Origin of the sequence: Pseudonocardia bannensis (genome assembly GCF_012911875.1) — a bacterium.
Taxonomy (GTDB): Bacteria; Actinomycetota; Actinomycetes; order Mycobacteriales; family Pseudonocardiaceae; genus Pseudonocardia; species Pseudonocardia bannensis.
This window is the reverse complement of sequence record NZ_JAAXKZ010000071.1, coordinates 1-20,633: the sequence shown is the minus strand read 5'-3', so window position 1 is coordinate 20,633 and position 20,633 is coordinate 1. Positions and strand designations below refer to the sequence as shown.

Genomic DNA, 20,633 nt, shown 5'->3' with positions numbered 1-20,633 from the left:
CTGGCCGGCTGACGCATGTGTTGCACAACATGGCGATCGAGCTCGACGTCGGTCGCCCACTGCCGAACGGCGTGAGACGGGCTGTCCGTGGTCTCGCGGACGCTCCACGCGCCGCCATGCAGCCTCGGGCTGCCGCGAGCGGTGACTGGTAGGAACGCCGGGCACTCACGCAAGCTTGGGCAGCCTGACACACCACTGTCGCTGGTTGAGCGCGTGAAAGGGACGTGGCGGCCTATCGAGTCCACCCTGGACCCCGTCACCCGCCATGAGATGCGTCACATCTCACCTCCGGCTCGGGTCCCTCCGGTCGACCCCGGTGCGCCCTCCGGGCCGGGCTGCAGGTCACGCCGGACGCGCGGCACCGGGCAGCTACCGCCCGGCGCGGGGACCGCAGCGGCACCCAGCGGCAGTCGGCCGAGGCAGCAGTCGACCGGCCCCGAGCACCGGAGCTACAGCAGCGCCGGGCAGGGCCTACGCCTCGGACCAGCGGGAACACTGCGTCGGCCCCCGGCAGCGGAGATACCGGTTTTCCGCGCTTCTTGCATGAGTAGTGACACGGCGCAGGATTGATTGTCTCAATTGAGGAACAAGCGTCAAGGAATTGTCTCTCGGCTCTCCGTGAAAGATACCGGATAATCGAATTCCGGAAATATATCCAGGCGATGTCGGACGCGCGTACTGTTTTAGGAGTTCGACGCACCGGTGTGTCACCCTGTGGTTGCGGCAGGTGAGAGCCATGCTGGGTGGTGGTCGACCGGCCACTATGGAGCGTTTAAAGAATTGGGGAGTGGTGTTGTCAATGGGTTCCAACATCTCGCGGGGAGTCTGCTCGGAATGCAAGCGGAATGTACGGCTCACTCAGCTCGGGCTGCTCGGTCGGCATTACATCGACGGCGATGTGTGCCCTGGCGCCGGGATGCCGCTGCACCCGCTGGCCGGCGGCGAGCAGCCGCCCGTGTCTCGGTTCGCGGTGATCCGTGACGAGCAGGGCAGCGACATGGCGCTGCGGATGGTGCCGCCGCGCTCGGGCACGCCGATCCTCCTGGCGGAGATCATCGACATCCACACCGGCGAGACGGTGTTCGCTCAGCTGATCCCGGACCTAGCGCGCGCGTGGGACGCCAGGCTGGGGCCGTGGACCCAGTGGGCCGCGTCCCCGGCGGTGCAGGCCACGCACCAACCGGCCCCCATCACCCCCGAGCGGAAGCACGCCGCACACCAGCCGGTGCATGCGCCGTCCCCGCCCCCGATCGGCGCTCTCGTCGACGCACGCGGCACCCGACTCGTGGCGATCACTCCCGACCCGCGTATCCCGCGGCTGGCGATCGCCATCGCGATGACGAAGCCGTCGCGCAACACGTTCGTCGTGCTGGACCTGCTCAGCGTGCACAACCTGCGCAGCGGCCTGCACAGCTGGCTGCAGTGGATCGACGCCCTCGCCGCCGCAGGGCTGCAGTCCTAACCGGCAACAGCCTCCCCGATCCCCCTTTCGGCCTGACCGACATCAAGGAGAACAGCATGTCCGACCACGACCAGCACCCGACCAACCTCGATCGCGTCGCCGTCTTCATCGACTACAGCAACGTCCAGCGCAGCGCGTTGAGCGTGTTCCATGCGTACGGCACCTCGGAATCCCGTGGCCAGGTCGACCCGCTAATTACTGCCCAGCTGCTTGTGTCGCGTCGGCACCGACCCAGCCGGCTGGTCGAGGTCTCGGTCTATCGCGGCCAGCCCGGCCTTCGGGAACAGCCGGGCGCGGCGGCGGCCAGCGCCCGGCAGGCGTCCCTCTGGCAGCAAGACCCCCGCGTCCGCGTCAAGCAGTTGCCCCTCACCTACGCCAGCCAGCGCGGCCACCCACCACAGGAGAAGGGCATCGACGTCTCGCTGGCCATCGACCTGGTCTGCGCCGATGGCCGCGACTACGACGTCGCCATCCTGTTCTCCCGTGACCGCGACCTGCTACCCGCCGTGCAGGCCGTTCACCGCCGCCGCGCCGTCCACCTCGAGGTGGCTACCTGGGAGGGGACCAGCCGGCTCCGCCTGCCCGAGGGCAACCTGCCCTGGTGCCACTATCTCGACGATGCCGATTACCGCGCCGTCGCCGACAGCCGCCGCTATCTCACCGGATGAACCCGGAGACGGGCAGCACGCGGACTGCGGTGTTCCTGGCCGCAGTCCGCGTCGGCACATCGCCGGCGGCACCAGGATGCCAGCCTCGCGGTCATGGTCGCCGCTCCAGCTGACGCCTGAGCGCGACCAGCATTTGGTAGCTCACCAAGTCGGGCACGAGCGCACCATCTGAGAGCCACCGCTGCTGTAGATCGGCTCGCGGACCTCAACCAGGGGCCTGAGTCTGGTGTCCAGGTTCCGGCGCACTACCCGGGTGAACGTTTCCGGTGCCCGCTCCCTGGTGACCAGGGCGAGCTCCGCGATGTCTGCCAGCGGCACCCAGGTCCCCGGATAGGTTCGGGACAGCGCTTCTCAAGTCCGAATTCGATCACTGGTCGAACGCGATCAGGGACCGAGTGACGGGTTGCCCGGTGGCCCGGTTGTGCCAGATCGCGGCGGTGAGTGCGAGCAGGCGCTGGGCGACGCGGGCGCCGACGCCGGCGATGCTGCGCCCGCCGTGCAACTCCAGGTCGAGCTGGCCCTTGAGGGTGTCGTTGACCGATTCGATGAGCTAGCGGATGGGTTTGAGCAGGTGTTCCCCCGGGGCGGGGTGGGCGGTTGCGGTAGGACGGGCACAGCAGCGCCACCCCAGGGACAGGTAGCGGTCGAGCTCGGCGGAGACGTAGCCCTTGTCGGCGATGATCCTCAGCCCGGGCCAGTCGCCGGTGAGAGTGGGGTCGTGGTCGAGGATCGCCATCAGGACTTGGCGCTCATCGATCTTCGGGTCGGCCAGCGCTCAGGTGACCGGAAGCCCGGCCGGGGTGGCGACCAAGTGCAGGCGCAGTCCCCAGAAGAACCGGGAGTGCGAGGCGCAGTAGCCGTAGCCGGCCCAGCCGGCCAGGTTCGAGCGCTTCATCGTCGGCCGGGAACGGCGCACTGCACCGGGGTCGAGTCCACCACCCAGACCGGGTCGGACCACAGGTCGGTGTCGGCGGCCAGGGCCCGGATCAGGCGCTTGAGCAGCGGTACCGCCGCCCGCAGGCGCTTGTTGTAGCCGGACTGGCCGGGCAGGTACGCCGAACGCGCCCGGCAGATGGCGGGGCACGAACCACAGCCAGCGGGCCTCGGAGCGGACCCCGAGCAGGACCTGCGCCACCGCCAGGGTCAACAGCTCGGCATCCGACAGCTTCGGTGGCCGACCTGGCCGCGTCCGATGCCCCAGAAGATCGTCGATCTTGACGTACAGTGCCGTCAGGAGGGTGTTGAGGTTGGTCGTCACAAACTGACCTTCAACATCCTCCGTCCAGATCCAGCGACGCCACGCCGTTAGGACTTACTCGTCTAGTCCCAGCGGTCGAGGTGCCACGCCGGGTGGAAATGCGGGTGATTTGCATACGGCTGCGCGAGAAGCAGGAGCTGGTGTTCCGTTGCGTCCCGCATGACGTACCACCGGGCCATCAGGTTCCTAAGCCACCGTGTGGGGACGCCGCACTCGCAGCTGCTCCAGAACTCGGGGTTGGTGCAGGACCGGTCGTGAACTTGTGGAGCCTGCTGCTCATCCTCGCGGTAACGCTGGTGGAGGAAGGCCCTCAACGGCTCCGGGTCAATCGGAGCTATCTCGCCCACGGGCTCTCCCTTGTTCGTGACTCAGCATCAACCTGCTGACTGTCTAACGATGCTAAGACGTCGTTTCAGAAGTCGGCGTGTCGGTCCTGTGTGGAGCTGTGCTGGTTGCTGATCATGTCCCGCGATGGCGGGACGATCATGTGTCGAGCGATTGGTCAGCGACGAGCTGTGGGAGTTGGTGGAGCCGCTGATCCCGCAGGCTCAGCAGGCGAAGCGGGGACGCACGGGGCGGCCGCGGGTGCCCGACCGGGCGGCGCTGGCCGGGATCGTGTTCGTGCTCAAGACCGGGATCAGCTGGAACGAGCTGCCCGCGGAACTCGGGTGCGGCTCCGGGGTCACCTGCTGGCGGCGGCTGCGCGAGTGGCAGCAAGTCGGGGTGTGGCAGCGACTGCACCGGGTGGTGCTCGACCGGCTCGCGCAGGCGGATCTGCTGGACTGGTCGCGGGCGGCGGTGGACAGCGTGAGCGTGCGGGCCAAACGCCGCGGCGAGGCCACCGGCCCGTCGCCGACCGATCGAGGCAAGGCCGGCAGCAAGTACCACGTGCTGTGTGACCGCAACGGGCTGCCGCTGCACGCCCTGGTCACCGGCGCGAACACCCACGACAGCCGCGTGCTCGCCGAGTTGTTGGACACCAACCCCGGTGTCCGCGAACGCGCCGGGCGCCCGGGCCGTCCCCGGCGGCGGCCGGGCAAGCTGCACGCCGACAAGGGCTACGACTACCCCCGTTGTCGCCGCTACCTGGCCCGGCGTGGGATCGGGGTGCGCATCGCCCGGCGTGGGATCGAGGACTCCAGCCGTCTCGGCCGGGTTCGCTGGGTCGTCGAGCGCACGATGTCCTGGCTGCTGGGTTTCCGGCGCCTGGCGCTGCGCTACGACCGCTCCGCGTCCACGATCACCGCGCTGCTGTCGCTGGCCTGTGCTCTGATCTGCCACCGCCGTCTGGCCCAGCACTCACCGTGATCGTCTCCGTCGGAGGCGTCGGCCCCTATGACACGGGGGTCAGCGGTCGCCAGGCCAGCCACTGCAGCGCTCCGTCGGCCTCGTCGAGGTCGAAGCTGTGCGGGTCGAACGGCCCACCCGCCCACTCGAGGCGCTCGTCGTGGTCGGGATGGGCCGGGTCAGCCAGCGCGGCCTGGAACTCGCCATAGCCCCACGGGCCGCCGACGTCTTCGGGCGGGCACGCGCCCTGGCCGGCGACGCAGCGCGGGTAGCGCACCCCTGGCTCCGCGGTGGCGACCTTGTCCACGGTGATCCGGTGGGCCCAGTTGTCGCCGAAGTCGTAGAGGTAACCGAACCGATCTCCCGGTTTGACCAGCCGGAACAGCTTGCCTTTGGCCTCGTCGGTGAGGTCTGGATCAGGCCAGTCCGGGTCCGGGATCCCGAAGCGGCGCCCGGCGATGTCGAACTCGTGCAGATGCGAGTTGCTCCAGCCCATCACCGACTGCACCACCTCGTGCAGCACCGCCAGGCTCACCTCGCCGGGGACCTGCACACGGCGCCGGACCGGCGGCTGCACCTCCTCCAGCACGATCTCCAGCTCGAAGATCTTCGTCTTCGCAGTCACACGACCCGCAGGCATACACCGATGCTGTCAGCTCTGCCAGCACTGGCAGGACCGGGATCATCACTTCTGAAACGACGTCTAATCAGACCTGGTCAAGCGCATAGTCTCTGCACCAAATCATCGACCTCCTTCCGCCAGGCGCGACCTGGTGGGATGTGGGGCCGATCTCGTACTGGTGGTAGTGGCACCCCAGACAGAGGTGCGACCAGACAGCGTTGGCGCAGCGGCGGCGGCGCCTCGATCCCGATACCGGCCGCTACCGCCGCCTGTCGCGCAGCCAGAAGGAGGTCAACACCGCGCACGCCCATCAGCGCGGCCCCGGCGAGCGAGTCAACGCCGAGCTGAAGAACCGGCGGATCCTACGCAAGATCCGCTCGAGCCCCAGCCGGGCCCGCGAGCTCATCGCCGCAGTTCAGACACTCATGATCGCCAGCGCATGATCAGGTTGGCAAAGGCTGAGTGCTCGAACTGGGCCTGCTGACCCTTGGGCACATCGTGGATCGCCTTAACCTCCGCGGCGCTGATCCACGTGAAGTTGGCGTCCGGGAACAGATCTTGCGAGGGGTACAGGTCCGGTCCTGGGTAGAGCAGCTGCGGAATCGGCTCCACCTCCTTGATCAGGTGATGGGTGAGCACGCCGCGCAGGAACACGATGCCCTGTGTGATCTTGCCTGCGACGCACGCGTCGACCCGCTGGGTGTAGTGGGGCCGGTTGACCTTGGACCGGCCCTCCCTGAACTCGCGCGCCCGGTAGAGTTCGTCAAGCACGGATTTCAACGCCCGGCGATGCTGCGGCTCGACACCGCCGGCGTTGCGCAGTTGCTCGAATGCAGCCCTCAGATCATCTGCCGTCTCGGCGAGAACTCCCACGGCCGGGGACCGTACCCACACTCTGGGCATGCGTCGTCAAGACAACAGCGCCCACGCGTTCTTGATCCCCGCGCACGGCCAGGGCTCCCCGCACCCGCGGCACGGTCCCTCCGCGACGTCCGTGCCCGCGCCGGGTGGTGACCCGTGCTCGCGCAGGTACCTCTCCAGCATGTCGGCGTGAGCACGGTCACCGGCGACGCCGTCGCGCAGGTCGCTGATCTTGAAGTAGACCTGCTCGATGATCCAGCCCTTCGGCTTGCCCTCGAGCAGGTCGTCGATCCAGTCTGTCATTTGAACGATCCTTCCGGACGCCGTCCTCGGGACACATCCGGCCGTGACGCCTGTGCCAGTGCTGCGCTCTGACCGCCATCCAAGTAGCCGGCTGCTGGTGAAGTCCAACCCTCGGCAGCCGGCCCACACCTGCAGCCCGATCCGGTGGTGCGCGATCCCGGCACGGCTGGTCCACGCGAGGTCCAACCGGCTCTGCCGTGTCCCTGATCGTCACTCCTTGTTCGAGGCGAGGTCCAAGGTCACACGGCTGAACGTTGCGAGGATCCGCTGATGGGTCTGGCGGGGGAGGGATCGGCTTCCGGGCTCGCCCAGTGGTGTGCCTGGCCGGGCAGGGGCGTCGCCAAGGAGGCGATCGAGGCCACTTCGCGCAACCATCAACAGCCCGTGGGTGGCCCGGGTGCAGGTTACGGCAAGCCGCCCGAAGGCGGAGTTGAACTCGTCGAGCTGGTCAGCTCCCGACAACGGGTGGATGGCCACTGTGATGGCGTTCGTCTGGCCCTGCCAGGAGTCGACGGTGGAGGCGAGGAGTACGCCATCGGGCAAGTCGTACTTCTCAGTGAGACGTTCGACCACGGCGGTGGCGTCGTCCACGGCTTGGTTTCGGGTGGCGAGGAGGACGATCAGAGGATTGCCGGCGGGTGAGGCCGAGTTGGTCCGCACCTCATCGAGAGGGCTGCCGACGCCGTCGTACCGCCTGCTGGTGATCGTGAAGCCGCCCTCGAGCAGGGGCTCGAGCAGGTCTTCCACCACGCCGAGCAGGGGCGGATCGATGTCGGCCGCCTCGGGGTCGGGGAGGCCGTCGATTTCGAGCAGCGTCGGGTTCCCGGTTGCGACGGAGTCCCAGACCGCGGCGGCGGGCCCCGTCATCGCCGGGAGGTCGACGCGTCGGTCGCCGGGGGCCGCGACGCAGTCGAGGCGGTCCCAGTCGCCGTAGAAGGCGCGCCAGAGCGGGAGTTGGGCGGCTGTGGGGCGCCACACCGCTGGCAGGTCGACTACGAAGGTCGTCTCGGCGTCTTCGTAGGCGGTGGGCCATGCCCGGTAGGGGTTGTAGCCCGGATCGCCGCGCCATGGGTTCGCGCCGGGGTCGATCGGCGGGAGCTGGCCAACGTCGCCCACGCCCACGGACAGCGGTGCGAGGTCCTCGACGGTCGTGTACCGGTGCAACGGTAGCTGCCACGCCTCGTCGACGAACAGCACGTCGAACGGCTGCTTCGCGTTGGCGGACGGCCCTAAGTGGTCCAGGAACCGCTTCCGCTGGCGGATGGCGCCCAGCTTGTGCGAGGTCCCGAGGACTACGGCGGTGGTGTCGGGGATGTCGTTGGTGGAGGTGGCGATGGAGACGTGGTCGAGCACGTCCTGCGGTACGTCGGGCAGCCGTTCTGCGGCCACGAACAGGCAGACCCGGGGGGCGCCCAGCTCCTTGCCCAGCTCGCCAGCGAGCGGGAACACCTGCTTGTTGGCGAAGGCGGTGACGGCGACCCGGGTGCAGCTCGCGTGGTCCAAAGCCTCGCGAACCATGCGCACGAGCGCGTAGGACTTCCCGGCGCCGGCGGCCGCCCGCAGCAGGATCTTGTCGTACCCGGCGGCATTGCTGAGCGCCGCGGAGAGCGCCGTGATGGCGCGCTGGGCGGCCTCGATGTTGCCCCGGGCCGCGTCTTCGTGGTGGAGCGCGTCGTCGGCGGACGCCGCCGCGGCGGTCGAGAAGGTGATCGTCACGGCTGTTCAGTCCAGGTCGTCGAGGGTCAGGCCGTTGAGGGCCGGTGCGGGCGACACATCGGGTCGTTCGTCGACGGGGCCGACGTCGAATCGCTCCTCGTCGACGAGAGGCGGCCAGGTCTCGGGGTTGAGCTCGCCGCGGGCCCGGCGCTGGGCGAGCGTGTCGGACCATTCGGCCTCGGCGACTGTGTGCGGTCTACAGCACCACTTGTGGCCCTCGGGGTCCGCGGAGTAGGCGGGCAGGCTGCAGGTGGTCTTGGGGGCGGCCTGGTTGTCCAGCGACGGCCGCTTCACGGCGATCTCGTGGCCCGATTGAAAGGGCTTGCCGAACCAGGTCGTGTCGGCCAGGACCAGCACGTCGCCGACGGCCAGGCTGGGGACCACCTTGGGATCCCACAGAAGTCCCTCGACGTCGTCGACTCTGGTCAACGTCGCGATCGGCATCTGGCCGAGCTTGAATGAGGTGGCCTGGATCTTGATGGTCGTGTTTGGCTGCTCGACCAGGCTGCGGCCGTTGATGTGCAGCGCGACGACTCGTGACCCGTCGACCAGGCGTCGCGATTGCACGTCCAGGCGAATGGGGTTGATGTCCATCACGGTGGCGAGGGCGAGCTCGCGCACACCGGCGTCGCTGGCCTTGTCGTGCGCCACCGAGGCGTCGGCCAGGCAGGTGAGCTGGTCGAAGCATTTCCGGTCGGCATCCAGCATCTCGACGTGGGCGTTGCGCCAGGTTCGGTAGGTGCGGGAGAAGCGGACGAGATCGGAGGCCTGCAGGGCCAACCGGCGGCACCACACCGCCTGGGCGTCGCCCTCCAAGACGCGATGGACGTCGCGAAGCCGGGACAGCTCCAGCTTCTCGAGGACGGCCAGCGCTCGCTCCAGCACCTCGATGCGGTAGTCCAGGGCTTGCTGGACGAGCGCGTCGTATGTGGCGGTGTTGTTCTCGCGCCGGGCTCGGTGGATGACGTCCGAGGCGGAGTTGGACAGCCGCGCGCCGGGGGTCTCGGTTCGCTCGGCGATGGCGTCGGAGACTTCGCGGTGGTCCAGTGGCTCGGTCGTCTCGGCCCAGGTGACGAGGTAGTCGAGGCGTCCGGCGTCGACGGCGGGCCCGCCGGGGGTCACGTGTGACGCCAGCACGGCGCGCACGTCGTGGATGGGCGTGCGCAGGCTCATGGCCCGGGCCCGGTCCTCCTCCAGCAGGAAGCTGACCGCGAGCCGCTCGTCGGCGTGCAGCGGGTCGGGCAGGGTCGCGGGCTCCCCGTCGAAGGTCAGGGCTGGGCGGCCGCAGTCCAGGTCGCGCTGCCAGCGCAACCGGCTGAGCTCGACCCCGGCCAGGGAGTCGGCGGCCGTGGCGAGCAGGTCGGCAGTCGGCCGATCGGGCACGACCAGGTGGACCGGCCCGAGGCCGGCTTCCTGGGTCTCGCGGATGGCCGCGCCGAGCATGCGCATCATCGCGCGTCGGGTGAGCGGGGACTGCGGATCCGGAAACACCCGCCGCACCCAGGCGGTCGGGCCGGCCGGACCGACTCGCTGCACGGCCAGGCCATGCACGCCGAGGGCGGCGGCATCGGACTTGACGAGGACCAGGTTGATGGTGCCGGGAAGCCCGCACGGGTCCACCCGCAGGCGTCCCGACCATTGCGGGAGGCCGCCGACGGTCGCGATGACTTGAGCCACGGTGCTCTGCGGCGCGCGTCCGAGCTCACCGGAACCCGACACCAGCCCGGCCACCGCGGTGCGGATGAGTGGGTCGATGCCGATCTCGGTCAGCAGGGCGAGCGGGTCGGCGGAGGCGCGGAGCTCGTCCCGGCAGTAGGCGAAGAGGCTGCAGGTGACGCAGCTGCGCGGGTTGAACGTTGCCGCTAGATGCTCCACGTACGCCGCGAGCTCGTCCTCGGCCGGAGAACTTTCACCCAGTTCGGCTTTGGTCGCGAGCCGTTCGTGCGCGCGGGTGCGCACCTCGACACGGTGGTCATCGAGCAGCTCGACGACGGCCTCGGGCTGGAGGAAGGCGTTGCGCGGCACGGCCAGCGCGCCGTACCGGTGCACGCGCATCCCGCCGGGCAGCTTGGACCATGCGGCGGCCGATTCGGCGCCTAGGGCGACCTGGAGGAAGCCCTTGAGCATCCGGCCGTCGTCGATGCGCGAGCGGACCCGCTCATAGTCCTTGGCGTCGCCCATGATCAGCCACGACCCGATTGCCTTGCCGCCGTCCTGGCGGGGGCAGACGATGGCGAAGTCCGGATGGATGGGCGTCGCGCCCGCGACGTCCTCAAGGTGGAGGTACGGCACGGCGAGCGCGGTCAGCATCGTGGCCTCGCCGGCGAAGTTCGCCTTGAGGTGCGCCTTGGCCACCTCCTCGGCCGTGGTCGCCACCGAGCCGTGACAGTCGCGCCGGCGCACACCCCGCGGGCGGGGCAGGTCCAGCTGCCCGACGGTCCTGGCGAGCAACTCGGCGACGAAGCGCTCGGAGCGCACCAGGCTTTCGAAGGTCATCGCCCGCATCCAGCGGGCCTCCGGGATCCCCGCGCTGGTATCGGGGTGGCCCACGTGCGCGGCGAGGGCCCGGCGGGTCTTGCGGGTGATGAACGGATCGGTCAGCCGGAACCGCTCGCAGCCGGCGTGCGCCGACGCGGCGACCGCGCTCGTCCCCCCTCCGGACTGCAGTCCCCCCACGTGGTGCTCCTTGCTCCCTGTCAGGTCCGGTCTGGACTGTCGGATGAAAGATCGGCAATGAGCACGGGTTGGTTACACGTCCCCACGCTCCGTGGGTGGTTGGACCGGTGTCCGGCAAGATCACGCCGGTGTCGATCACGATCTACGACGTCCTCGAGGAGCTGCGGGCCTCTGCCCTGTCCGAGGCCGACAAGGGCAGCAAGTTCGAGCGGCTGATCCGCGCCTACCTCCGGGTCGACCCGGTCTACGCCGACCAGTTCTCCGACGTGTGGTTATGGGGGAAGTGGCCCGGCAACGGCGGCAAGCACGACACCGGCATCGACCTGGTCGCCAAGGACCGCAACACCGGCCACCACGTGGCGATCCAGTGCAAGTTCTTCGCGCCGACCACCACCGTGTCGAAGCCGATGATCGACTCCTTCCTCGCCGCCTCGGGCAAGGAGGGCTTCCAGGAACGGATCATCGTCTCGACCACGGACCGGTGGAACGCCAACGCCGAGGACGCAATCAAGGGGCAGGCGATCCCGGTGCGCCGCATCGGGCTCAGCGACCTCGAGCACTCACGAGTCGACTGGGCGAAGTTCTCCCTGGAGACACCAGACCACCTGCCGCTCCGGGGCAAGAAGACGCCCCGTCCCCACCAGCGAGTCGCCATCGACAAGGTCACCGCCGGCTTCGGGGCACACGACCGCGGCAAGCTGATCATGGCCTGCGGCACCGGAAAAACCTTCACCTCGCTGCGCCTGGCGGAGGAGAACGTCGGCACCGGCGGCAAGGTGCTCTTCCTCGTTCCCTCCATCTCGCTCCTGTCCCAAACGGTCCGGGAGTGGGTCGGCGAGGCAGATCTGCCGATCCGGGCACTTGCCGTCTGCTCCGACCCGAGGTCGACGCAGCGGTCGGCCAACCCCGATGAGGACATCTCCGTCACCGACCTCGCACTGCCCGCGACCACCAACGTCGACCTCCTCCGCGGCCGAATCGAGGACGCCGAGGCGGACACCACGGCGATGACGGTCGTGTTCGCGACCTACCAGTCCATCGACGTGGTCGCCCGCGCCCAGCAGGACGCCCGACCGTTCGACTTGATCGTCGCCGACGAGGCCCACCGCACCACCGGAGTCACCCTGTCCGGCGCCAATGAGTCCGCCTTCGTGCGGGTGCACGACCACAGCTACCTGCCGGGCAAAAAGCGGCTCTACATGACCGCCACTCCTCGGATCTTCAACGACTCCTCCAAGGCCAAGGCCGGCGAGGCCAACGCCGTGCTCTGTTCCATGGACGACGACGAGCTCTACGGCCCCGAGTTCCACCGGCTCAGCTTCGGCGAGGCGGTCGAGCAGGACCTGCTGGCCGACTACAAGGTGCTCGTGCTGGCCGTGGACGAGGAGGCGGTGGCGCGCACGTTCCAGGCCCAGCTCTCCAGCGACGACCACGAGCTCAACCTCGACGACGCCGCCAAGATCGTCGGCTGCTGGAACGGGCTGGCCAAGCGCGGCCAGGCCGAGCACTCCTTCGAACCGGACGTCGCACCGATGCGCCGCGCGGTGGCCTTCGCCGGCAGCATCAAGGACTCCAAGCGGATCGAGGAGCTCTTCACCGACGTCAGCCAGTACTACGTCGCCTCCACCGACCAGGACGACGAGCACGGGCGCTCGCCGCTGCAGTGCCGGGTGAAGCACGTGGACGGCACGTTCAACGCGCTCGAGCGCAACACCCGGATCGACTGGCTGCAAGGCGAACCGGCCGAGAACTCCTGCCGGATCCTGACCAACGCCCGCTGCCTGTCCGAGGGCGTCGACGTCCCCGCGCTCGACGCGGTCATGTTCCTCTCCCCCCGCAAGTCGGTCGTCGACATCGTCCAGTCCGTCGGCCGCGTGATGCGCAAGGCGCCGGGCAAGCAGTTCGGCTACATCATCCTGCCCATCGGCATCCCGGCCGGCGTGCCGCCGGAGGAGGCGCTGCGCGACAACAAGCGCTACGCCGCGGTCTGGGAGGTGCTGCAGGCGCTGCGCGCCCACGACGAGCGCTTCGACGCGATGGTGAACCGGATCGAGCTGACCAAGAACCGGGACAGCAAGATCAGCGTCATCGGTGTCGGTGGCGACACCGGTCAGGGCAACGGCGGGGTTCAGGGCACGCTCGACCTGGTCTTCGGTGACCTCGACGCCTGGCGCGACGCGATCTACTCCAAGATCGTCGCCAAGGTCGGCACCCGCCGATACTGGACCGACTGGGCCAAGTCGGTCGCCGACATCGCGGTCCGCCAGACCACCCGGATCAGCGCTCTGCTGTCTGACCCGCACACCGACGTGGCCAAGGAGTTCGACGCCTTCCTCGAGGGCCTGCGCGGCAATCTCAACGAGGGCGTCACCCAGGCCGACGCAGTAGACATGCTCGCGCAGCATCTGATCACCCGGCCGGTCTTCAATGCGCTGTTCGAGGGATACGACTTCCTCGACCACAACCCGGTCGCGCAGACCATGGAACGGATGCTCGCGGCCCTGGACGAGCACAACGTCGACGACGAGAACCGCACACTGGAGAAGTTCTACGACTCCGTCCGGATGCGTGTGCGGGGCATCGACAACGCGGAGGGCCGCCAGCGCATCATCGTCGAGCTCTACGACACCTTCTTCGCTACCGCGTTCAAGAAGACCGTGGACAAGCTCGGCATCGTCTACACCCCGGTCGAGATCGTCGACTTCATCCTCAACTCCGCCGACCACGTGCTGCGCGCCGAGTTCGGCCAGGGCCTCACCGACGAGGGCGTGCACATCCTCGACGGCTTCACCGGCACCGGCACCTTCATGGTTCGGCTCCTGCAGTCCAGCTTGATCGAACCACACGACCTCGCGCGGAAATACGCCAAGGAGTTGCACGCCAACGAGATCCTGCTCCTCGCGTACTACATCGCCGCTGTCAACATCGAGACCACTTACCAGGACCTGATGCGCGAGCACGACCCCAACGCGAAGTACCACTCGTTCCCCGGACTGATCCTCACTGACACCTTCCAGTCATGGGAAGACGACGACCGGCCAGACCTCAAGGTCTTTCCCGAGAACAACGAGCGCCTCGAGCGGCTCAAGACACTTCCAATCACTGTCATCGTCGGCAACCCGCCCTACTCCTCAGGGCAGGACAGCGCGAACGATAACAACGCGAACGAAAAGTACCCATCACTCGACAAGGCGATCCGGAGCACCTACGCCGAGCGCTCGACAGCCACGCTCAAGAACTCGCTTTACGACTCATACATCCGAGCTATCAAGTGGTCTACCTTGCGGATCAAGGAGCGTGGAGTCGTCGCCTACGTCACCAACGGTGGTTGGCTGGACTCCAACACCGCGGATGGCATGCGCAAGACGCTCGCCGAAGAGTTCAGCTCCATCTACGTCTACAACCTCCGGGGCAACCAGCGCACCGCGGGCGAGCAGTCCCGCAGGGAGGGCGGCAAGGTATTTGGCGCGGGATCGCGTGCGAGCGTGGCGATCACAATCCTGGTCAAAAACCCCGCCAAGAAGGAATCGGCCACCATTCTGTGCACCACTGTCGACGACTACCTGACCCGCGAGGAGAAACTCGCAATGGTTGCCGATGCCAAATCTGTGGGGGGCCTCAATCCCCATGTCATCGTTCCCAACGAACACGGTGACTGGCTCAACCAGCGTCGCGATGACTTCGGTAGGTTCATGCCAGTATCGGAGAATGGGGAATCGTCGCTCTTCGCGTTGAGATCCAGTGGCGTCAAAACGAACCGAGACGCCTGGGCCTACAATTTCAGTTCGGATGCGCTGCGTCGCAATATGCGGGGCGCGATCGAGTTCTTCAACTGTCAGTCGTCAGAGTTCCGGTCCTCTGGAACTGCAGCCGCCAAAGATTTTGTCGATCGTGACCCGCGCAAGTTCTCGTGGGATCGTGCCGATCTACCGCGCATCGAACGAGGCGAGCATTACCAGTTCGATGAGTCAGCTCTGCGTAAGGCGACCTATAGGCCTTTTACGCGGACTCACCTCTATCTGGATCGCAAGCTTAACAACACTGTCTATCAGCAGTTCCGAATCTACCCATCCGCCGCGACCCCAAATATCGGCCTCTACTTGATCGCTCCTGGTTCCCCGGCTCCATTTAGCGCGCTCGTTGTTGATCAAGTCCCCGAACACGTCCTTCACGGTGCTGGCAACCCGGGTCAGATGCTTCCGCGTTGGCGCTACGAGAGTTCGGAAGACTCGGGGATGCTCGACATGGTGACGGCCCCGGAAGGGGAAACCATTGACGGGTACCGAAAGATCGACAACATCACTGATGTGGCGTTGAGGCGGTTCACGGCGGCCTTTGGCTCCGGCATCACGAAGGACGACATCTTCTTCTACGTCTACGGGCTGCTACACTCGCCGGAGTACCGCCAGACCTACGCCGCGGACCTCAAGAAGATGCTGCCGCGGATCCCGCTGGTGAAGGATCCGTGGCCGTTCGTAGAGGCGGGCCGAAAGCTCTCGGAGCTGCATCTGCGCTACGAGTCGGTGACGCCATTCCCGCTCGATGGTCTCGATGTGGAGCCGAGTGGCGACCCGTACGAGTTCTTCCGCGTGGAGAAAATGGCTTTCGCCAAGATCCGAGAGGGCGGCAAGCTAGTCCGAGACCCGTCCACGATCATTTACAACTCGCGGATCACGCTGGGCGGCATCCCCGAGGCCGCTTACCGGTACATGCTCGGCTCCCGCTCGGCCATCGAGTGGATCATCGACCGCTACCAGGTCAAGACCGACAAGGCTTCGGGCATCATCAACGACCCGAACGATTGGAGCTGCGAGGTCGGCGATCCGCGCTACATCATTGACCTGCTCGCTCGTATCGTCACCGTGAGCCTGCGGACCATGGAGATTGTTGACGCTCTCCCACCCCTCAGCCTCCGTGAGGACCAGGGGGGCACACAGTGAAGGCATGGGTGATCCGCTCCGGCCGGTACGGCGAGCGCGACCAGTGGGCGCTCAGCAACGGGTACTCCGGGGGCGGGTGGAAGGAGTTGCCGGATCTGACGCCGTATACCACCCGCGAGCAGATCGCCAAGGTCACCGCGGCCGCCTTTCCTGGGGCCCCAGCGGGTCGGCTCCACACCCAGGCGGCGCAACTGTGGGCTCTGCGGGGCCGGATCGAGCCGGGCGACCTGCTGGTCATGCCGCTCAAGACCACCAAACGGATCGCCATGGGATGGGTCACCGGTGGCTACCGATATCTCGGCGACGACCAGCCGCCGGACTGCCGGCATGTAATCACGGTGGATTGGCAGATCACCGACCTGCCGCGCACGGCGGTAAAGCAAGACCTGCTCTATACGCTCGGGAGCGCGGTGTCCATCTTCGCGCCGAGCAAGAACAACGCCATCGCGCGCCTCGAACACCTCCTCAAGCACGGAACAGATCCCGGAGCCGTCACCCAACTCGCGCCGCCAGGCCAGGCCCCGCAGGCAACTCCGACAACCCCTGACGATTCAGGTGTAGAGGATCCGGAGCTTGCAACCGACTACGAGCAGGCGGCGATCGACCAGATCACCAGCCGGATCCAGGAGGACTTCGCCGGGCACGAGCTCACGAGCCTGGTGGCGGCCGTGCTCGAGGCCGAGGGCTTTCGATGCCTGGTCTCACCTCCCGGCCCCGACAGCGGAGTGGACATCTCCGCCGGCAAGGGACCGCTCGGCCTGGATACGCCGCGTCTGATCGTCCAGGTGAAAGGCGGCAGCCAGATCGGGTCGCCGGTCGTCTCACAGCTGCAGGGCGTGATGTCGACGTACGGCGCCGACCAGGGCCTGCTCGTCGCCTGGGGCGGCCTGACCAAGCAGGCTCGGGACTTGCTTCGCCACCAGCACCTGAGGGTGCGGGTGTGGGAGGCCGCCGACGTTGTCGAGGCGGTGCTCCGCACCTACGACCGGCTTCCCGACGGGATCAAGACTCAACTGCCGCTCAAGCGGATCTGGGTGCTCAGCAACGCCCAGTAGCCTCTCTGCGGCCCCCGGGGCGACGCCCGCAGGCGACGCCGGCGCCCCCAGCAAGGCCGACGTGCTGGATTGCGTCAGCTGGGTCGGTGGTCAGCGGGGGCGCCAGAGACGTAGCCCTTGGCCGAGAGGAGGGGCTGCGCCGGCGCATGCTGGTTGGCCGACGGCTCGAGGTTGTAGGCGCTGTCGGCGTTGTGTCACATGTGTCGTCAGCCGGGATGGGCAGGCTTCGGCAGTCCCGGCAGCAGCCCGGCCGGGGGTGGACGGGTGGACCGACATGTCCACCCGCTGTGACGTGCGGAAACGGGGTGGACGGGGGTGGACGCGATGTCCACCCCCTGGCACGGGGCCGGCAGGGGTGGACAGGGGGTGGACAGCCCGTCCACCGGTTTGACCTGCGGAAAACACGGGTGGACGCCGTGTCCACCCGTCCATCCCACGCCCTGCGGCTGACACGGTCGTCACACCGCCTTCACCGGGGGAACAGGCCACCGCCGTCCGCCAGCCGGATCAGGCCGAGCGACTCGGCGCGGTCGACGACCTGTTTATAGAGGTGCCGCTCATCGCTGCGCATCCCACCCCGCGCCTTCTTCCGGGTCAGCCCCCCGGCTTCGACGACCCGCGCGGCCAGCGTGGCAGCGAGCCGGTCCAGCTTCGCGCTGACACCGTCGACCGCTGCCGTCGTGCGCTCCGCGAGCCGGACCCGCGCCTCCGCGACGACCTCGGCCTGACGCGCCTTCTCGGCCGCCCCCTGCTCCTCGATCGCGTCCCGAACCGCGCAGGACGTCTCCCACATCATCGTGGCGAGCTGCCAATCCTCCTCGCCCACATCGTCGCGGCCGCCGAGCAGCGCACGCGGGGGTCTTCCCGCCGCGGTCAACGGCTCGGCGGTCAACTCGAAGTCGTCCCCGCGCACGCGGGGGTCTTCCGGGCTGATCCGCTCGTCCGCTCCCCCTCGGCTCGTCGTCCCCGCGCACGCGGGGTTTTCTAGTGGGCTGCCCGGCTGCCCGGTACACGCGGCAGAATCCGGTCGTCTCCGTGCACCCAGAGAATTCCGACAGACGGCAGCGGGGCAGGTCCCCGTCGATGTCGTGCCCGCGGGGTCTTCCTCTCATCTCCACTCGAAGTGCAAGGTGTCGTGTCTCGTCCCGCCCCTCGTCTCGGTCGTCCTGGGCAAGCCTCCTTAGAGTGGCTGACCGCAATTCGGGCTGCCGCGCGGTTACCGCTGGCTGGCCTGCCGCCCGCTGGCTCATGCACGAGCGACAGCAGCATGGGGATGTGAATGTCGTTGCCGGATCACCGACTAGGGGAGGTGCGCCTGCGGATTAGGCCGTTGTCCCCTCCCGTGGGCGTCGGATGGTTCGAGCCCGGGAAAGGAGAGCGGCTGAGGGCATAGCCAGCAGGGCTGATTCTGGCGGTGCCGGCGCGGATTGTCTCGACGTCGGCGTGCAGTGTTTTCCAATCCGGGCGGTCGGTGACATCGACCGTGCGGGCCAGGATCGGCCGCAGAGCGCGGTGCAGGACCATGACCCGCCCGCGGTGCAGGGTGCGGACGTCGCCGGGTCGATAGGTGGGCACGGTCTCGGTGCCGATCGAGGATCGGCCGGGGGAGAAGAAGCCCTCGGCGTGGGCCTGGTGGCGCAGCCGTTCGTGGTGCCCGCCGAGGGTGGAGACCCATTCCAGGGCGCGGGCGTCCTTCAACGACCCCCACACCGACAGTGTGGTGGTGTTGTCCAGCAGTTGGCGGGCGCGGGTCGGGGTGAAGGTGTCCTCGAGCTGAGCTAGGGACTGTGCGGCCCAGTGGATCACCACTCCGCGGCCGGCGGAGTCGGAGACGATGTCGGGCAGCTGCGGCATCGGGGTGGCGTTGGGCAGCTCATCCAGTACCGCGGTCGCCGGCGGGTCGAGGCGTCGGGTGGGGTGGTCCAGGGCCATCTCCTGGGCGGTGGTCAGCCAGTGCTCGGCGAGCGCGGTCAGTAGCGGCGCGGCCTGGGCGGCCTGGTGCTGGCCGGCGATGAGGAACAGCGAGCCCTGGTTGCCGATGAACGACCGCGCGTCGAAGGCCTCCCCGGGCCGCGGGGTGCACAGCTCGCGCAGGTGGGGGTCCAGCAACGGTTCGATGACCCGCCGGACCGACATCCAGACGGCGTCGGAGGTCCGCGCGACCATGCCGATCTCGGCCTGCAGGTTCCCGGCGAGTTGGGGGTGGTAGGGCTCGAGCAGCCCGACGGGTTCGAGGTCGGGTGGTTTCGCGGTGGCCCACCGGATCAGGGAGTCCACGCTGCGGCCGTGCAGCCCGGCGGCGAGCAGGTAGGCGGCGAGGACGAAGGTGGCGCGTTCGCGGAACACCTTGTCGTTGCCCGCCCCGGCGCCGCCGCCGGCCTCCACCGCGACGGCGGAGGCCTCGACCATGGTGTGGGCGCGCCGGTAGGCGGTGGCCAGGTCGGTGCAGCCGGCGATGGGGGACCAGCGCAGCCGCGCGGGCCAGCCGGTGGTGCCGGTGGCGTCGTAGACCAGGACCGGGCCGGCGAGGGGGCGGCGGGTGCGCGCCAGGGCGGCGAACTCCAGCAGGTCGGGTTTGGTCGTCGAGCACAGCAGCGCCCCTGGGGCGTCGAGGGTCTTGTGGACCAGGTCGCGGCGGGACTTGCCGGACTGGGTGGGGGCGAGGGTGCCGGTCGGGTTCTCCAGTGGACTACACATCGGCCCGGCGGGCCCGCGGTGCAGTGGGGCGCCCACCTCGCCGAGCGGGGCACGCCGGCGCTCGGTGGGGGACAGGCCGGGGCGGGTCCAGGCCGCGGTGCGGCGGGCCGCGTCGAGGGAGAGCTCGCGCCTGATCTCGGCCCGGGTGGCGTGCCCGGCCGGGGTCGGCCCCCACCACCGCCACACCAGCGCGCCTCCCACAGCGAGGGCCATGACCACGGCGGTGAACACGACCCCAGTGGTGGCCCAGTACAGCCCGGGGTGCCCGGCCAGGGCGGGGGCCCACGGCTCACCGGCCGCGGCGCCGGGGTCGGCTCCGCGGCCCAGGATGGTGATCGCGGTCTTCGCCCACCCCTCCAGCGGCGGCCAAGCCAGCGGGCCGCCGGCGAGCACGGTGGCCGCGACGAGGCCGACCACCAGCACCGCGCCCGCCCCGGCCAGGGCGACCAGGGCGGCGCAGATCAGTCCCATCAGGACCAGGTCGCGGTCGGCGGCGGGGGACAGGCGACTACCCGTGCGGCTGGTCATGCGGGTGCTCCTTCCGCGAGCACGCTGGTGGGGCGTTGTTCGCCGGTGGGGCCGGCGATGTGGCGGATGGCGACGACCTGGTCGGCCCAGGTGTCGAGGGGTTCGAGGATCACGCCGGTGGCCGAGTCGTAGGCGTTGACGACGACCCCGCCCCCGGCGTACATGCCGACGTGGCGCGGGTTGGCCGGGGTGCCCAACGATCCCGGAATGAACAGCAGGTCGCCGGGGGCGAGCTGCGCCAGGCCGGGCGCCGCGGTGCCGTCATGGACCTGGTTGAGGGTCCCGGCCGAGATCGGCACCCCCGCCGCGGCCCAGGCAGCCTGCATCAGCCCGGAGCAGTCGAACGTGTCCGGGCCCTTGGCCCCCCACACGTAGGGTTTGCCGACCTGGGCGAGTGCGTAGGACACCGCGGCGCGCTGCTGCGGGAAGGTGGGCAGGGTGAACCCCGACGGCAGCGTCTTCGGGTCGAGTGTGGAGGGGCGCAGCGGCAGGTTCGAGCCGCCCTGGTCGGGGCAGGCGAGGGTGGACAGCGACGCCAGCTGCAGGTCGGGGTCCGCGCC

The 20,633-nt window shown here is 68.6% G+C and carries 14 protein-coding genes and 1 pseudogene; 6 read left to right on the top strand and 9 right to left on the bottom strand.

The genetic code is table 11. From position 1 onward, the window contains the following. Window positions 1-916: 916 nt before the first annotated feature. Window positions 917-1,462, top strand: a complete 546-nt coding sequence (locus HF519_RS18410; protein ID WP_211170218.1) for a hypothetical protein — start codon at window positions 917-919, stop codon at window positions 1,460-1,462. A gap of 56 nt (window positions 1,463-1,518) precedes the next feature. Then, window positions 1,519-2,130: an NYN domain-containing protein gene (locus tag HF519_RS18405; RefSeq protein ID WP_169414204.1), complete on the top strand. Its 612-nt coding sequence runs from the start codon at window positions 1,519-1,521 to the stop codon at window positions 2,128-2,130. Window positions 2,131-2,497: 367 nt separating this feature from the next. Here the strand turns inward: HF519_RS18405 and HF519_RS18400 are convergent. Next, window positions 2,498-3,388 (bottom strand): annotated as a pseudogene (locus HF519_RS18400) (IS982 family transposase). A gap of 471 nt (window positions 3,389-3,859) precedes the next feature. Here HF519_RS18400 and HF519_RS18395 point away from each other — a divergent pair. Continuing rightward, window positions 3,860-4,696, top strand: coding sequence for an IS5 family transposase (locus HF519_RS18395; RefSeq protein WP_169414203.1), 837 nt, complete (start codon window positions 3,860-3,862; stop codon window positions 4,694-4,696). A gap of 25 nt (window positions 4,697-4,721) precedes the next feature. Here the strand turns inward: HF519_RS18395 and HF519_RS18390 are convergent, their stop codons facing one another. Next, the gene (locus HF519_RS18390; protein ID WP_312860188.1) at window positions 4,722-5,300 is read right to left on the bottom strand and encodes a plasmid pRiA4b ORF-3 family protein; all 579 of its coding nucleotides are present in this window, start codon (window positions 5,298-5,300) and stop codon (window positions 4,722-4,724) included. A 215-nt stretch (window positions 5,301-5,515) separates the two neighbouring features. On the opposite strand from HF519_RS18390, the gene HF519_RS18385 reads away from it, so the two are divergent. Further along, window positions 5,516-5,740 carry a hypothetical protein gene (locus HF519_RS18385; RefSeq protein WP_211170217.1) on the top strand — a complete coding sequence of 75 codons (225 nt, stop codon included), beginning with the start codon at window positions 5,516-5,518 and terminating at the stop codon, window positions 5,738-5,740. On the opposite strand, the gene HF519_RS18380 is transcribed toward HF519_RS18385, so the two are convergent. From HF519_RS18380 to HF519_RS18365, 4 genes are all read right to left on the bottom strand, one after another. Next, window positions 5,721-6,170 carry a hypothetical protein gene (locus HF519_RS18380; protein ID WP_169414201.1) on the bottom strand — a complete coding sequence of 150 codons (450 nt, stop codon included), beginning with the start codon at window positions 6,168-6,170 and terminating at the stop codon, window positions 5,721-5,723. The two genes, HF519_RS18385 and HF519_RS18380, sit on opposite strands and share 20 nt — an antisense overlap. Before the next feature lie 36 nt (window positions 6,171-6,206). Then, a complete protein-coding gene (locus tag HF519_RS18375) occupies window positions 6,207-6,461 on the bottom strand; it encodes a hypothetical protein (protein WP_169414200.1) in 255 nt (84 codons plus the stop codon). Between the two features lie 210 nt (window positions 6,462-6,671). Then, entirely contained in the window at window positions 6,672-8,177 is a 1,506-nt protein-coding gene (locus tag HF519_RS18370) for a hypothetical protein (protein ID WP_169414199.1), read from the bottom strand. 6 nt (window positions 8,178-8,183) lie between these two features. Beyond that, window positions 8,184-10,853, bottom strand: a complete 2,670-nt coding sequence (locus HF519_RS18365; protein WP_211170216.1) for a hypothetical protein — start codon at window positions 10,851-10,853, stop codon at window positions 8,184-8,186. Window positions 10,854-10,960: 107 nt separating this feature from the next. On the opposite strand from HF519_RS18365, the gene HF519_RS18360 reads away from it, so the two are divergent. Together HF519_RS18360 and HF519_RS18355 are read left to right on the top strand one after the other, a co-directional pair. Then, window positions 10,961-15,793 carry a DEAD/DEAH box helicase gene (locus tag HF519_RS18360; protein ID WP_312860187.1) on the top strand — a complete coding sequence of 1,611 codons (4,833 nt, stop codon included), beginning with the start codon at window positions 10,961-10,963 and terminating at the stop codon, window positions 15,791-15,793. After that, on the top strand, window positions 15,790-16,848 hold the full coding sequence (locus HF519_RS18355; RefSeq protein ID WP_211170214.1) for a restriction endonuclease: 1,059 nt from the start codon (window positions 15,790-15,792) through the stop codon (window positions 16,846-16,848). The genes HF519_RS18360 and HF519_RS18355 overlap by 4 nt, the downstream gene beginning before the upstream one ends. A 469-nt stretch (window positions 16,849-17,317) precedes the next feature. On the opposite strand, the gene HF519_RS18350 is transcribed toward HF519_RS18355, so the two are convergent. The 3 genes from HF519_RS18350 to HF519_RS18340 all read right to left on the bottom strand — a co-directional run. Then, window positions 17,318-17,761 carry a hypothetical protein gene (locus HF519_RS18350; RefSeq protein WP_169414198.1) on the bottom strand — a complete coding sequence of 148 codons (444 nt, stop codon included), beginning with the start codon at window positions 17,759-17,761 and terminating at the stop codon, window positions 17,318-17,320. Between the two features lie 380 nt (window positions 17,762-18,141). Continuing rightward, window positions 18,142-20,073: a type IV secretory system conjugative DNA transfer family protein gene (locus HF519_RS18345; RefSeq protein ID WP_169414197.1), complete on the bottom strand. Its 1,932-nt coding sequence runs from the start codon at window positions 20,071-20,073 to the stop codon at window positions 18,142-18,144. Continuing rightward, window positions 20,070-20,633 (bottom strand): C40 family peptidase (locus HF519_RS18340; protein WP_211170213.1); only part of this gene is annotated, 564 nt, incomplete at its 5' end. The genes HF519_RS18340 and HF519_RS18345, both read right to left, overlap by 4 nt.